Genomic DNA, 14913 nt, shown 5'->3' on the forward strand with positions numbered 1-14913 from the left:
TCGGTCGTTCAGAGAAGTCCGGTCGCGAGCGCCGCGCCGAGTGTGAGCCAGCCCAGCGCGAGGCCGTGCATGTAGGTGGAGGAGGCCGAGCGCAGCCGCGCGCCCAGCGGCATCCGCGCCGCCGCCTTCTTCGAGGCCTGGCGCGTCCATTTCTGCCGGTCGAGCCGGAACAGCGCCGAGCTCTTGACCGAGGCGCCGACGACCTGCCCGAAGTACAGCAGCGGCGCGTAGACGATGGGGAAGCCGCCGCCCCGGAAGGTCGAGAGCATCCAGCAGAAGACGTAGCGGGTGAACATGACCCAGGCGATGTAGGCGGGGATCACGGCGGGCGTCAGGAACAGCGCGGTCAGCGCGATGGAGATCGGGCCGAACAGCGTGGTCCAGATCGACACGCGCTGGTCGAGGATCGACCACCATGTGAAGAACCCGATCCGCGCCGGCCCCAGCCCCAGCGCGCGGCCGTTGGTGCGCAGCATGTTGCCGAACCACCGCTTCATCAGCGCCACGGCGCTTTCGAAGAAGCCCGGCATAGGCTGGTCCTCGTACGAGACGCAGTGCACGTCCGGCAGGTAGGTCATGTGGTAGCCGCGGCTGAGCAGCCAGAACCAGGTCGACTTGTCGTCGCCGGTCAGGAAGTTGATGCGTCCCAGCCGCCAGTGGTCGATGTGGTCGGACTGCACCTGGCGGATGAAGGACGGGTCGGTGGCGAGATCCGCGCGGAAGACCGACATGCGGCCCGTCAGCGTCAGGACCCGGCCGCCGAACGCCATGGACGACATCATCATCTGGCGCTGCATGAAGCGCAGGTCGAACCAGTTGCGGAACAGCCAGTCGTTCGGGATCTCGACGGATTCGTCGGTGGTCAGCGCGCCGACGCGGTCGTCGGTGAAGAAGGGCGCCGCGCGCGCGACGATGTCGGCGGGAACGGCGCTGTCGCCGTCCACGAACAGCATGATGTCGTCACGCCGGGGCGCCTCACGCTGCAACAGCCGCAGCGACCGGGCGATGGCGTCGCGTTTCCCCGACCCGGGGATCTGGTCGATGATGAAGCGGACATCGGGCATGTCCGCGCGCCGCGCCTCGAACAGGTCGCGCAGCACCCGCAGGTCGGCCCCGTCCACCACCGACGCGACGATGGTGGCGCCACCGGGGGACCGGCGGGCGGCCTCGAAGATCGAGCCGTAGACCGCGGTCGTCACGCCCGGTTTGATCTTGAAGGTCGTGACCATGAAATAGGCGTGAGCGGGCACGGCCCGGCCGGCATAGGCCGCCTCGGCCCGCGCGCGACTGCGGGGATAGATCCACCGGGTATAGGCCGTCGCGCGCAGGAAGTTCAGGGTGGCCCATCCATACCGCCACAGGCCGATCGCGCCGAGCACCACGATGGCTTCTTCGGCGGCGGCGAAGCTGGTGTCGCGCACGGCGAGCGCCAGGGCCAGGAAGGCCGCGATATAGATGAGATGACCCAGCATGGCGGCTTACCAGCAGATGCCTTGGTAACCCGCGTCGCTGACGACGTCAGGGTCGATACGGCCGAGATCGACCACGCGGCGGTTGCCGAGGCTGCCTTTCAGCCGCTCGGTCACCTCGGGGTACTTGTTGCCCACGACGATGACTTCGCTGTCCTCGATCAGCTTGTCGATATCGTCTTCCATCCGCTCGGACAGGTCGGGAACGACGGCGTTGCCGCGTCCCACGGCGCTCGGGTCGTTGGCGAAGGCGGTGGCGACATAGGGATCGTAGACGCGCACCTCCTGGCCGCTGTCGATCAACCGCGCGGCCAGGTCGGCCAGCGGGCTTTCACGCAGGTCGTCGGTGCCCGACTTGAAGCTCACGCCGACAAGGCCGACGGCCTTCTTCGACGCCGCGCGCACCATGGTCTCGGCCCGCTCGATCTGGGCGTCATTGGCCTCGAGGATGGCGTTCAGAAGCGGCGTGGCGATGCCCGAGGACTGGCCCACGGCCTTCAGCGCGCGCACGTCCTTGGGCAGGCACGAGCCGCCGAAGGCGAAGCCGGGCCGCAGGAAGGCCGGCGACATGGCGACCTTGGTGTCGGAACACAGGATCGACATCACCTTCTGGCCGTCGAGCTCGTTCGCCTTGGCGATGTTGCCGATCTCGTTGGCGAAGCTGATCTTGGCCGCGCGCCAGCTGTTCGACGTGTACTTCACCATCTCGGCGGTGCGGATATCGACCTTGTTCATCTCGCAGGGCAGGTCCTGGTTGATCTCGGTCAGGATCTGTTCGGTCTGCTCGTCGAGGCTGCCGAAGACGATCAGGCCGGGATCGGCGTAGTCCTCGATCGCGGTGCTTTCGCGCAGGAACTCGGGGAAGTAGCCGACGCCGAAATCACGGCCGGCCCGCTTGCCCGACGCCTTTTCCAGCGTGGGAATACAGACCTCTTCCATGGTGCCGGGCACGATGGTCGAGCGCATGATGACGGTGTGGCGGTCCCGCTTGGCGGCGATGGCACGGCCGATATCCTCGCAGACGGACACCACGAAATCGAGCCCGACCGACCCGTCCGGCGCCGACGGCGTGCCGACGCAGACGAAGGACGCGTCGGTCTTGGCGACGGCCTCGGCGGCATCGGTGGTGGCGGTCATGCGGCCGCTTTCGGCCATCTCGGCGACGAGGGCATCGAGGCCCTTCTCGACGATGGGCGCGCGGCCGGCATTCAGCCCGTCCACCTTGTCCTGGTCGAGGTCGACGGCAATCACCTCGTGGCCGTCGCGGGCCAGGCACGCCGCGGACACGACGCCCACGTAGCCGATCCCGAAAACACTGATCTTTGTCATGGCTCTTCCTTCTCTGGCCCTTCGGACCGCATCGAAATCCGTGTCGGACGGCAGTCCCGCCCGGTTCGATTGAGAAGGTAAGGAAAGTTGCTGGGTCCCATCAGTCGGGAAAGCGCCGGACCCCTTGTGGGAATTCATGGAAGGGGTCGGGAGCTTCCGGACCCCTTTGTGGGGCATTTCGCCACGCGCCCCGTCAAATGTTAATTCAGCCAGCCTCGCGCGCTGGCCATGCGGATCAGCGCGGGTCGATCGGCCAGCCCAAGCTTGGCCATGCCGCGCGCCCGGTGGGTGTCCACTGTCTTGGGGCTCAGCCCGATGCGCCCGGCGATATCGCTGTTGGAATAGCCGCGCGCCCAAAGCTTGAGGATATCCTCCTCGCGCGCGGTGGGGATCTTGCCCTCGGTCGGACCGGCCTGCGGCGCCGTGGCCGCGCGGCCCACCGACCGTTCGACGAAACTGCCGCCGGCCATCGCCACGCGGATCACCCGCATCAGCGCGCTGCCCGACACCGATTTCGACACGACCGAGCGGAAGCCGGCATCAAGGCAAACGTCGACAAGCTCGCGCGTGGGAAGCGACGCAACGGCGATCAGCGCCATGCCCGGCCGCGCCGACAGCATCTGCGGCACGAGCGTCATGAGCGTCGGTGTGAAAAGGGGATCGATCAGCAGGACGTCCCAGGACGGCGCGCGCAGGCGATCCAGATCCTCGGCGTCGATGGCCTCGCCGTCCAGCCCGTCGGCTTCGAAAGCGCGCGTGGCCAGGTCGATCACGGCCGAGGCGAAAATCGGGCTGCGATCCGCGACGCCGAGACGAATGGGGGAATTCGACACCATCGCGGGTCAGGCCGCCCAGGCGTTGTCCCGGGCGAAAAGTTCGAGATCGCGCGCGCCGGTCAGCCCCAGCTTCGACATGGCGCGGTACTTGTGGGTCTCGACGGTCTTGCCGCTGATCGACAGGTCGCGCCCGATGGCGCGGCAGCTGCGCCCGCCCACGACCGCCTTCAGGACCTCGCGCTCGCGCTCGGTCAGGTCCTCGTCCGCCTGGGGGCCGTCGGCCGGATGCGCCTCGCCCAGTTCGGCAAAGCAGCCATCCACGTAGAGCCCGCCTGCCGAAACGCAGAGCAGCGCGTCGCCCAGCATCTCGATGTCCCCGGCCCGCGACACGACGCCGTCGTATTGCGCGCCGAGACACCGGCGCGCCACGTCTTCCGAGGTTTCGGAAACGTAGGCGACGATCGCCGCGGGACCGAACGCCTCGCGCATGACATCCAGCGCAACAGCCGGGTCGCTGCCCGATTGCTCGGGGTCGAAGACGACCACGTCGAAGCCGGGACAGGCGGATTGGCCCCCCGTGACGATGGACGGCTGACCGTCGCAGCGGCCGATCACGGCCAGGTCGCCACCCTTGTTCAATTCCCGTTCGACGGCCCGGGACAGGATCGCGCTGTCATCGATGAACAGCACGCGGGGCAGATCCGGGGCGTTGGAAAAATCTGTCATGAGGGAACTCCGTAAGTGCGACGGGAAAATGAGCCCGCTTCGAATTTGTTCCTGCGAACCTGTCTGGTTTCCGGCCGTCTCCTGCAAGATCACGCCAAGATTTCGTGAATTCGGCAAACCTCCGCCGATTGACGTGGCGGAGCCCCGGCACGCCGGCCGCGGCCGTCGCCGGTCCATCACTGGTCCTCAAATACCTCCGGGGGAGTCCGCGACAGCGGACGGGGGCAGCGCCCCCATCCCCGCCGCGCAACGAACGCGCGGCGGCGCGCTAGCCGCAGACCAGACCGCCATCCACGACCAGCGTCTGGCCCGTCACCGCGCGCGCCCAGGGCGAGGCGAAGAACAGCACCGCGTCGGCCAGTTCATCGGGCGTGGTGACATGGCCCAGCGGCGTCTGGCCGGCGATCAGGTCGAACACCGCGTCCGGCGTCGCCGCGCTGGCGTCGGTGGTGCGCAGAAGGCCGCCCGCGACCATGTTCACCGTCACACCCAGAGGGCCCAGGTCCTTCGACGCCGTGCGCGTGAAGGCCATCAGCGCGGCCTTGGCGGCGGTGTAATCGTGGTAGGGCACCACCGGGTTCTGCACCAGGTTCGACCCGATGGTGACCACCCGGCCCTCGCCCGCCGCCTGGAAATGCGGCCGCATGGCCTTGATGGCGTGCAGCGCGCCCGCCACCGCCGTTTCGGTCTGGCGGGCGATCTCGGACCACTCCAGCGTCTCCAGCGTCGCGCGGGCGTCGCCGTTGAAGCTGTAGGTGGCCAGCGCGTTGTGGACCAGCGTGGTGGGCGGGCCCAGCCGCTCGGAGATTTCGGCGACCATGGCGCTCACGGCAGCGGCGTCGGTCACGTCGGCCCGCACGGTGATGGCATTGTCGCCAAGCTCGGCGGCAAGGGCCTCGGCCGCGTCTGCGCTGGCGCGGTAGTTTATGGCGACCTTTGCGCCCTCGCGGGCGAAAGCCCGTGCGATGGCGGCGCCGAGGCCCCGTCCCGCCCCGGTGACGAGGACGGTCTGGCGATCGAGGGGACGTGTCATGCTGGTTGGCTCCTGCAACTGTTTGAAAGGGTGCAAGGGGCCGTCCGGGCGCGGACCACCGACGGGCCACGACGGACTGGAATTGGCAGGAAGGATAGATCCAACTGTGCCTCCTTCACGAACGGAAGGCACGGCGGACGGGGGCCATCTACCCCGAAGCATCCCCGCAACTTCCTCCGCCGGCATGATCCGGTTCAGGTTCGAAGGGTGCTTCTCAGCCCGCGCGATGCGGACGCCCCCGTTGCTGGGCGCAAGATGCCGCGCGGCCGTGGGATGTCAACCGACGCACATTGGCCGGTTCGGCGCGCTAGCCCCCGAAGCTGCGCCCGCCGAAGCCGCCGCCGGTGCGTGCGGCGCCGAAGCCGCCCCGGCTCTGGACCGCCGCACGGCTGAGCGGCGCGGCCGTCCGGGTATTGGGCGACGCCCCGAACGAACTGGAGCGCAGCGTCGTGCTGCCGCGGTTGCCCGACAGGACCGTGCCGCCGCCGGGCGTGGCGAAGCTGCCACCGGGCGTGCGGTAAAGCGGCTTCGCCCCCATGCCGCGCCCGCCCATCATGTTGCCGATCATGTATCCCGCCAGCAGCGGCAGGAAGATCGACGACCCGTCCGACCGGGTCTCGACCGCGCATTCGCCGCCGTGCTGCTCCTCGCACAGCGCCTGGGACTCGTAGCGCGGCGCGCTTTCGCGGTGCACCTCCTGCGCCTCGGCGAAGCCCGACGCGCAGTCGTCGACGGTGAAGTCGTTCTGCGGCAGCTCGGCCAGCGCGCGGCATTCCTCGACCGAGGGAAACACCTTGGCCTCGACCCGGTCCTCCTGGCAGGCGGCCAGGCCGAAGGCGGCACTGCCAAGCAGCAGGACACGCGCGGTGCGGGCGCGCTTGCGGGGGCGGGTTGGTGGCGTTTGTCTGGTCATCTCAAGGCTCGATATAATGCGGACGGAAGCGGCTGGTATCCTGGGTGATGCGCGACACATCCTCGCGCAGGCCGAGACCGTGTGCCTCGTGCCCCACCATCCAGACGCCGCAGACCGTGTGATCCTCGCCGAACCGCGGCAGCGGGGCATAGGCCTGAAGAATGCGCGGGTGGGCATCGTAGGTCGTGTCCGACGAAACCTCGTCCACCGCGCCGCGGATGCGTATCCCGGCCCCCTCGCGCGAAAAGATCGGCTTCTCGACCACCGTATCGCCCAGCGCGCTCGCGTCCTCGTCGGCGAAGACGGACGGCAGCAGGTTGGGATGGCCCGGGAACATCCGCCACAGCACCGGCAGGATCCCCTTGTTCGACACAAGCGCCTTCCAGGCGGGTTCGATGATCCGCACCCGCGCTCCGGCGATGGCGTCGGCGAAATCGTCGCGCAGCATGTCTTCCCACGGGTAGAGCTTGAAGAGCGTGCCGATCACCCGGTCCTCTTCGTCGGTGAACTGGCCCGACTCGCCCAGCCCGATCTTGCGGATGTCGGTGAAATGCGCGCCCATGCCCGCCTCGCGCGCGGCCCAGCCGATGGTCTCGACGGTGGCGTAATCCTCGACCGCGTCGGCGAAGGCGGCGAAGTGGATGTCGGTATCGGGCTCGAACATCTGCGCCAGCCGCGCGGCCAGCGCCTCGTGCAGCCCGTTGAACTGGTCGGCGCCCTCGGGCAGGCGGCCGCTGGCGATCATGTCCTCGAGCCAGTGCCACTGGAAGCCGCTGGTCTCGTAAAGCGTGGTGGGCGTATCGGCGTTGTATTCCAGCAGCTTGGCCGGCCCGCCCGCGCCATAGGCGAAATCCATCCGACCGTAGAGCTCGGGCTGATCCTCGGCCCAGCTGGCGGCGACGAGGTCGCGATGCGCCTCGGGAATCGCCAGCCGCTCCATCAGCTCTTCCGAGCCCACGATCTCGGCCACGGCCTCGCGGCACATGCGGTGCAGTTCCTCGGCCGGGCCTTCCAGCTTGGTCTCGATCTCGTCGAGCGTGAAGGCATAGGCCGCGCTTTCATCCCAGTAGAGCGCGCCGTCCAGGTGGTGGAACGTGAAGCCCGCATCGCGGGCCTTGTCCTCCCAGTCGGGCCGGGCGCCCAGGTCGTGTCGCTGCATGTCGCGTGGTGATCCTTTCGCTGCGACGCCAACCATCCCAGCGCAACGGTCCGGCCGCAAGGGGCCGCGCCACGGCGGTGGTCCCTTGCCACCGGCCGCAGGGAATTATTTGCGGGGCCGTGGCGCCCTGCCCTTGTGACGCGACCCGCGCGGTCACATCTGCGCGCAACGCGGGGACGGGTGTCCGGCGAAAACGGGAGAGATTTCGGTGGATTATCTGTTGGTGGCGGGCGGGCTGCTGGGGCTGTTCCTCGGCGGCGAGGCCCTGGTGCGCGGCGCGGTGGGCATCGCCCGGAAACTGGGCCTTCCGGCCCTGCTGATCGGGCTGACGGTGGTGGGCTTCGGCACCTCGACGCCCGAACTTCTGGTGTCGGTCGACGCGGCGCTGGGTGGTGTGCCGGATATCGCCATCGGCAACGTCCTGGGCTCGAACATCGCCAATATCCTGCTCATCATCGGGGTGACCGCGCTGCTGCGGCCGATCCCCGTGCCGGCGGCGGGGCTGCGCCGCGACCTGGGCGTCATGCTGGCCGGCGCGCTGGTCCTGCTGCCGGTCTTCGCCCTATCCCAGGTGGCGCGTCCGGCGGGCGCGTTGCTGGTGGCCGGCCTTGTCGCCTACCTGGTCTGGGCCTATCGCAGCCCCGGCCCCGCCACCCCCGAGGCCGAGGACACGCCCGCGCCGGCGGCCATGGGCGTTTCGCTCGTCTGGCTGGCGGTCGGGCTGGTCGCGCTGATGCTGGGCGCGCGGTTCCTGGTGGATGGCGCCAGCAACATCGCGCGGGGGCTCGGCGTGTCCGAGGCGTTCATCGGGCTGACGGTGGTGGCGGTGGGCACGTCCCTGCCCGAGCTCGCCACCTCGATCATCGCCGCGCTGCGCCGCCAGTCCGAGATCGCCATCGGCAACGTGGTGGGGTCGAACATCTTCAATATCCTGGGCATCCTCGGGCTGACGGCTGTCATCTCGCCGATCCCGGTGGCCGAGCGGTTCCTGCGATTCGATTTGCCGGTGGTGATCGGCGTGTCCCTGGTCCTGGCCGCGCTGCTGCTGGCGCGCCCGCGGATCGGACGGGTCTTCGGCCTGCTGCTTCTGGCGGGGTACGCGGCCTACGTCTTCGCGGCGCAGGGCTGAGCGGCTTTCACGGCCACATCCGGTCGAGTTCGTCGAAAAGACGCAGGCCGCTTTCTTCCGCGCCGGGGCCATAGCGGAACACGGTCATCCCGGCCGCCGCGCCGGCCGCCGCCCCGGTGTCGCTGTCCTCGACCACGGCAACGCGGGACGGCGCGACGCCCAGAAGATGCGCCGCGCGCAGGTAGGGCTCGGGTGCGGGCTTGCCGTCGCGCACGTCGTTGCGGGTGATCGTGGTCGCCATCGGATGGTTCAGGCCCAGCACCCGCAGGTTCGCCTCGACGAAGGGCCGCATGGAGTTCGACACGAAGCCCTGCGCGACCCCCGCCGCCGCGACCCGGCGGTAGAGATCGACAGGCGCGTCGAAGACCCACACCCTGTCCAGATGGTCCATGTAGATCATGGCGCGCAGGGCGACCCATTCGTGCAGGTTCAGGGTCAACCCGACATTCTGGGTCATCCAGGCATGGCTCGCGTCCTCGGATTTGCCCAGTACGACCGCGTGGAAGTCTTCGGGCAGCTGCAGCCCGAGCCGCTCGGCCGCCAGGCCGAAGCTCAGATCGTGGACCGGCTCGCTGTCGGCAAGGGTGCCGTCGATATCCCACAGAACCGCGTCGAAAGGATGATCCGTCATGCCCGCTCCTCAGATGTCGCCAGCGGCCGCCAGTGGCCGCAACGCGCGGTAAAGCGCGCGGTAACGGGCCAGCCGCGCGGCCAGATCGGGGCTGTCCTGCGGGGTGAAGATATCGCCAGCCCCGGGTGACCGGGACAGGTCCGCGAATGTCATCGCGCCGGTGCCGACGGCGGCCAGCTTGGCGGCGCCCAGAGCCGGTCCCGCCGCGGCCCCTTCCGCGCGGGCCAGCGTCAGGCCGGTGGCGTCACAGATGGTCTGGACCACAAGGTCGCCCCTAGCGCCGCCGCCAAGGGTCAGCAGCTGTGGCACGTCGTCCAGCGCGCCCGCGAAGCTCGCCGCGCCATCGGCGAAGGAAAACGCGATGGCCTCGATCACCGCGCGGGCGATGGCGGCGCGATCGGTCGAATCCTCCAGCCCGTAAAAGGCCGCGCGGATATGCGGGTCGGCATGGGGGCTGCGCTCGCCGGTCAGGTACGGCAGGAACAGCGGCACGCGGCCCGGGTCGGCCGTGGCGGCCAGCGCCAGCGTGTCCGGCACGCCGAGGTTCAGCTGTCCTGCGATCCAGGCGAGGGGGCGTCCACCGTTCAGCATCGCCGCCATCTGGTACCACCGTCCGGGCACGGCATGGGCGAAAGCGTGCAGCGTGGCGCCGGGATTGGGGGCATACCTGTCGCCCGCGAGGAAGATCTGGCCCGAGGTGCCCAGCGACAGCACCGCGCGCCCCGGTTCGACCGCGCCGACGGCCACGGCGCCCACGGCCGTGTCGCCGCCACCGATGACCACCGGACACCCTGCGGGCAGGCCGGTATGGGCGGCGGCCTCGGGCGTGACGCTTCCCGCGATCTCGGTGCCTTCCAGCAAGCGCGGCAGCCAACCGGGGTCGATCCCGGCGGCCGCGACGATGTCGCCCGACCAGTCGCGCGCCGCCTCGTCCAGCAAAAGCGCACCGGCCGCGTCCGACATGTCGGTGGCGCATTCGCCGGTCAGCCGCAGCGCCACGTAATCCTTCGGCAGCAGCAGGTGGGCGATGCGGGCGTAGAGCCCGGGCTCTTCCGCCGCCAGCCACAGCAGCTTCGGCGCCGTGAACCCCGGCAGCGGCGGCACCCCGGCGATCTGCCCGATCGCGGGAACACGCTCGGACAGCGTCTTGCACTCGGCCACCGCGCGGCTGTCGTTCCACAGGATCGCCGGGCGCAGCGGTCGGTGCTCCGCGTCCAGCACCACCGCGCCGTGCATCTGCCCCGACAGCCCGACGCCCGTCACGCCGCCCAGGTCGGTCGACAGGTTGCGCGCCGCCGCCCCGATTGCCGTCCACCAGGCCTCGGGATCCTGCTCGGACCAGCCGGGCCGGGGCGAGGCGACGGACAGTTCGGCACTGGACTGCTCGATCACCCGTCCGTCGCGCATGACGGCCAGCTTTACGGCAGAGGTGCCGATATCGATCCCCAGGTGCATGCAAACCCTCCCGCGTTGTCGCCTGAGCCTAGCGCGCCAGTCGCCCGACCAGAAGGCCCGGTCGCGCCGCTTGCGCCTTGCATCGCCGCGGCTCTGACGCTAGCTAGGGCACGACGCGGGCGTTGTGTAATGGTAAGACCTCAGCCTTCCAAGCTGATGATACGGGTTCGATTCCCGTCGCCCGCTCCAATCCCCTCCCTGCCCTGTTGCCGCAGCCCCGGCCCAAGCCTTGTCGGCCCGTGCCCGTCGGCCTAGAAGGGCCGGACGACGACACCACACGCACGAGGCCCGCCTTGGCAGACCCCACCGCGGAGGAGCGGGCGAAATCCAGGAAGATCGGCGCGCTTGCCGCGCTCTGGCCGTTCCTGAGCCCCTACCGGACCCTGATGATCGCCGCCGGGCTGGCGCTGGTGCTGACGGCCTGCGTGTCGCTGGCGCTGCCCATCGCCGTGCGCCGCGTGGTGGACGGGTTCGAGACCTCGGCCGAACAGCTACTCGACAGCTACTTCCTGGCCTTCCTCGCCATCGCGGGGCTGATGGCCGTGGGCACGGGCCTGCGCTATTACCTCGTCACGCGGCTGGGCGAACGGGTCGTGGCCGATATCCGCAAAGCCGTTTTCGATCGCGTCATCAGGATGAGCCCGGCCTTCTACGAGCGCATCATGACCGGCGAGGTGCTGAGCCGTATCACCACCGACACCACGCTTCTGCTGTCGGTGATCGGCTCGTCGGTCAGCGTCGCGCTGCGCAACGTGCTGATCCTGATCGGCGGTCTGGTGCTGCTGCTTTTCACCTCGGTGAAGCTCACGCTGATGGTCCTGCTGATCGTGCCGCTGGTGATCGTGCCGATCATAACGCTGGGCCGGCGGCTGCGCCGTCTCAGCCGCGAGAACCAGGACTGGATCGCGCAAAGCTCGGGCAACGCGTCCGAGGCGCTCCTGTCGGTGCAGACCGTGCAGGCCTTCACCCACGAACGGGCCTCGCAGGCGGCATTCGCGACCGTGACCGAGGAATCGTTCCGCTCGGCCAGGACGCGCATCGCGGTGCGCGCCGCCATGACGGTGATCGTCATCACGCTGGTCTTTTTCGGCATCGTCGGCGTGCTGTGGATCGGTGCGCGCGACGTCCGCGCCGACCTGATGACCGTGGGCGAGCTGGTTCAGTTCGTCATCTACGCGGTGATGGTCGCGGGCTCGGTCGCGGCCCTGTCCGAGATCTGGGGCGAGCTTCAGCGCGCCGCCGGCGCGACCGAGCGGCTGGTCGAGCTGCTGACCGCCACCGACAGCGTGACCGACCCCGAGGCCCCGCGCCCCCTGCCCGCCCCGCGCGGCGAGATCCGCTTCGACGACGTGCGCTTCGCCTACCCCGCGCGGCCCGACATCGCGGCGCTGGACGGGGTCAGCTTCACCGTGGCGCCCGGCGAGACCGTTGCGCTGGTGGGCCCCTCCGGCGCCGGCAAGACCACGATCATCCAGCTGCTCCTGCGGTTCTACGACCCCGAAGCGGGAACCATCGCGCTGGACGGCGTCGCGTTGTCGAAGATGGCGCGCAAGGACTTCCGGCGCCACATGGCGCTGGTGCCGCAGGACCCGGTGATTTTCGCCGCCTCCGCGCGCGAGAACATCCGCTTCGGCCGCCCCGATGCGTCGGATGCCGAGGTCGAATCCGCCGCCCGCGCCGCCGCCGCGCACGACTTCCTGACCCGCCTGCCGGACGGCTACGACACCTATGTGGGCGAACGCGGCGTGATGCTGTCGGGCGGCCAGAAGCAGCGCATCGCCATCGCCCGCGCCATCCTGCGCGACGCGCCGGTGCTGCTGCTGGACGAGGCGACATCGGCGCTCGACGCCGAATCCGAGGCCGCGGTGCAGCGCGCGGTCGAGGACCTCGCCAAGGGCCGCACCACGCTGGTCGTGGCCCACCGGCTGGCCACCGTGAAGAAGGCCGACCGCATCCTGGTGTTCGAGGCCGGGCGGATCGTCGCCACCGGCACCCACGATCAGCTCGTGGCCCAGGGCGGCCTTTACGCGCGGCTGGCCCGGCTGCAATTCACCGAAGGCCTCGCCGCCGAGTAACCCGGCCCCGGCTTCATCTTTCCCGAAATACCTCCGGGGGAGTCCGCGCCAGCGGACGGGGGCAGCGCCCCCGCGCCGGTCCGGCCACTTTCGCCTTGCGCCGATGTATCGCAGCGTCAGACTTGATCTGCGCCGGGAATGCACCAACAACCCGGCGCCAAGAAACGGGCACCAAAACGGGGAGGAGACCGCCATGGGCTACGCGAACTACGACGACCGTCGCGCCATCGAAAACGCGGCGAAATGGGAAGACCGCGACCTGCCGGTCACCGCCTGGCAGATGCTGAACCGCACCGCCGACAAGTTCGGCACGCGGCCCGCCGTCACCTTTCAGCTGTTCTCGGGGGAATCCGACCCGGCCGAAACGCTCAGCTGGAACGCGCTGCGCAACCAGACCGCGCAGATGGCCAACCTGCTGCGCGAGCTGGGCGTGGGCGAGACCGACAAGGTCGCCTACCTTCTGCCCAACTGCAACGAGGCCATCGTCACCTACCTGGGCGGCATGGTCGCGGGCGTCGTGAACCCGATCAACCCGCTGCTGGACGCCGAGCAGATCGCCGCCATCCTGCGCCAGACCGACGCCAAGGTCCTCGTCACCCTGCGCGCCTTCCCCAAGACCGACGTCGCGCAGAAGGCCGCCAAGGCGGTCGAGCTGGCGCCGAACGTGAAACACGTGGTCGAGGTCGACCTGCACCGCTACCTCACCGGGTTGAAGAAGCTGATCGTGCCGCTGATCCGCCCCAAGGTCGAGGTCAAGCACAAGGCCAAGGTCCACGCCTTCACCAAGGCGGTGGGCGCCCAGCCCACCAAGCTGACGTTCCAGGACAGCACCACCGACCGCGTCTGCACCAACTTCCACACCGGCGGCACCACGGGCATGCCCAAGGTCGCCCAGCACAAGTACTCTGGCGTCATCTACAACGGCTGGCTGGGACAGGAGTTGCTGTTCAACGAGGACGACAACCTGATCTGCCCGTTGCCCATGTTCCACGTCTTCGCGGCCATCGTGGTCATGGGGGCCTCGCTGGCCTCGGGCGCGCACGTGGTCTTCCCCACGCCCCAGGGCTATCGCGGCGAAGGCGTGTTCGACAATTTCTGGAAGCTCTGCCAGCGCCACGACATCACCTTCATGATCACCGTGCCCACCGCCATGTCGGCGCTGATGCAGCGCAAGGTGGATGCCGACATCACGAAGCTGAAGATCGCCTTCTGCGGCTCGGCCCCCCTGCCGCTGGAGCTCTATCGCCGGTTCGAGGAAGCGGCGGGCGTCACCATCTGCGAGGGCTACGGCCTGACCGAGGCGACCTGCCTGGTGTCGATCAACCCGCCCGACGGCGAGAAGAAGGTCGGCTCCATCGGCATCCCCTTCCCCTACACGGACGTGAAGATCGTCAAGAACGGCCAGGAATGCGAGGTCGACAGCATCGGCGAGATCTGCGTGTCCAGCCCCGGTGTCTTCGCCGGCAAGACCTATACCGAGGAAGACAAGAACAAGGACCTGTTCTACCAGGACCGCTACCTGCGCACCGGTGACCTGGGCCGCGTCGATGGCGACGGCTACCTCTGGATCACCGGCCGCGCCAAGGACCTGATCATCCGTGGCGGCCACAATATCGACCCCGCCGAGATCGAAGAGGCGCTGGCCGGCCATGACGCCGTCGCCATGGTGGGCGCCATCGGCCAGCCGGACGCCCACGCGGGCGAATTGCCCTGCGCCTATGTCGAGCTGGTGGGCGACGCCACCGTCACCACCGACGAGCTGCTGGAATATGCCAAGGGCAAGATCCACGAACGCGCCGCCTGGCCCAAGTTCGTGGGCATTCTGGACGAGCTGCCCAAGACCGCCGTGGGCAAGGTCTTCAAGCCCGACCTGCGGCGCCTGGCGATCAAGCGGGTCTATGACAAGGCCCTGGACGATGCGGGCCTGAACGCGCGGGTCGACAGCGTGGTCGAGGACAAGAAGCGCGGCCTCGTCGCCCGGATCCAGTCGGACGCCGGCACAGACCGCGACGCGGTGGCGCGCGTCATGGGCGACTATCCCGGCCATTGGGACTGGGCCGACGCCTGAGCGGCTGCTTCGTAACGAAAGTCGATGTGATCGCCCGCCCCGCGCGGGCGATTTTCGTTTTGCCCCGGACTCCGTCGACACAGGAGATCCGCCCCATCTTCATCTCTCCATAAATACCTCCGGGGGAGGCCCGGCACGGGCCGGGGGCAG

At 69.1% G+C, this 14913-nt stretch carries 12 protein-coding genes, 1 tRNA gene and 1 riboswitch; of the genes, 4 read left to right on the top strand and 9 right to left on the bottom strand.

Going from position 1 to position 14913, the window contains the following annotated elements:
* Positions 1–8 precede the first annotated feature (8 nt).
* The 7 genes from BMX96_RS09820 to BMX96_RS09850 form a co-directional block, all read right to left on the bottom strand.
* Complete coding sequence (locus BMX96_RS09820) at positions 9–1472, bottom strand: glycosyltransferase (protein WP_091845335.1); 1464 nt, start codon at positions 1470–1472, stop codon at positions 9–11.
* A 6-nt stretch (positions 1473–1478) separates the two neighbouring features.
* Positions 1479–2798 (bottom strand): nucleotide sugar dehydrogenase, encoded by a 1320-nt coding sequence (locus BMX96_RS09825; protein ID WP_091845336.1) that lies wholly within the window; start codon positions 2796–2798, stop codon positions 1479–1481.
* Positions 2799–2998: 200 nt separating this feature from the next.
* Positions 2999–3634 carry a response regulator transcription factor gene (locus tag BMX96_RS09830; protein WP_091845337.1) on the bottom strand — a complete coding sequence of 212 codons (636 nt, stop codon included), beginning with the start codon at positions 3632–3634 and terminating at the stop codon, positions 2999–3001.
* Positions 3635–3640: 6 nt separating this feature from the next.
* Positions 3641–4300, bottom strand: a complete 660-nt coding sequence (locus BMX96_RS09835; protein ID WP_175481703.1) for a LuxR C-terminal-related transcriptional regulator — start codon at positions 4298–4300, stop codon at positions 3641–3643.
* Positions 4301–4568: 268 nt separating this feature from the next.
* Positions 4569–5333, bottom strand: a complete 765-nt coding sequence (locus BMX96_RS09840) for a 3-oxoacyl-ACP reductase (RefSeq protein WP_091845339.1) — start codon at positions 5331–5333, stop codon at positions 4569–4571.
* Between the two features lie 154 nt (positions 5334–5487).
* Positions 5488–5583, bottom strand: a riboswitch (TPP riboswitch).
* A 57-nt stretch (positions 5584–5640) separates the two neighbouring features.
* The gene (locus BMX96_RS09845) at positions 5641–6246 is read right to left on the bottom strand and encodes a DUF1190 domain-containing protein (protein ID WP_091845340.1); all 606 of its coding nucleotides are present in this window, start codon (positions 6244–6246) and stop codon (positions 5641–5643) included.
* A gap of 1 nt (position 6247) precedes the next feature.
* Positions 6248–7405 carry a glutathionylspermidine synthase family protein gene (locus tag BMX96_RS09850; RefSeq protein ID WP_091845341.1) on the bottom strand — a complete coding sequence of 386 codons (1158 nt, stop codon included), beginning with the start codon at positions 7403–7405 and terminating at the stop codon, positions 6248–6250.
* Positions 7406–7613: 208 nt separating this feature from the next.
* Here BMX96_RS09850 and BMX96_RS09855 point away from each other — a divergent pair, with 208 nt between their 5' ends.
* Positions 7614–8534 carry a calcium/sodium antiporter gene (locus BMX96_RS09855; protein WP_091845342.1) on the top strand — a complete coding sequence of 307 codons (921 nt, stop codon included), beginning with the start codon at positions 7614–7616 and terminating at the stop codon, positions 8532–8534.
* 7 nt (positions 8535–8541) lie between these two features.
* On the opposite strand, the gene BMX96_RS09860 is transcribed toward BMX96_RS09855, so the two are convergent.
* Together BMX96_RS09860 and xylB are read right to left on the bottom strand one after the other, a co-directional pair.
* Entirely contained in the window at positions 8542–9165 is a 624-nt protein-coding gene (locus BMX96_RS09860; protein ID WP_091845343.1) for an HAD family hydrolase, read from the bottom strand.
* A 9-nt stretch (positions 9166–9174) separates the two neighbouring features.
* The gene (gene xylB / locus BMX96_RS09865; RefSeq protein WP_091845344.1) at positions 9175–10620 is read right to left on the bottom strand and encodes a xylulokinase; all 1446 of its coding nucleotides are present in this window, start codon (positions 10618–10620) and stop codon (positions 9175–9177) included.
* A 115-nt stretch (positions 10621–10735) separates the two neighbouring features.
* On the opposite strand from xylB, the gene BMX96_RS09870 reads away from it, so the two are divergent.
* The 3 genes from BMX96_RS09870 to BMX96_RS09880 all read left to right on the top strand — a co-directional run bounded on the left by BMX96_RS09870 (position 10736) and on the right by BMX96_RS09880 (position 14763).
* Positions 10736–10809, top strand: a tRNA-Gly gene (locus BMX96_RS09870).
* Between the two features lie 104 nt (positions 10810–10913).
* Positions 10914–12695 (top strand): ABC transporter transmembrane domain-containing protein, encoded by a 1782-nt coding sequence (locus BMX96_RS09875; RefSeq protein WP_091845345.1) that lies wholly within the window; start codon positions 10914–10916, stop codon positions 12693–12695.
* Positions 12696–12888: 193 nt separating this feature from the next.
* Positions 12889–14763: an acyl-CoA synthetase gene (locus BMX96_RS09880; RefSeq protein WP_091845346.1), complete on the top strand. Its 1875-nt coding sequence runs from the start codon at positions 12889–12891 to the stop codon at positions 14761–14763.
* Positions 14764–14913 lie beyond the last annotated feature (150 nt).

Origin of the sequence: Palleronia pelagia (assembly GCF_900110115.1) — a bacterium.
GTDB lineage: Bacteria > Pseudomonadota > Alphaproteobacteria > Rhodobacterales > Rhodobacteraceae > Palleronia > Palleronia pelagia.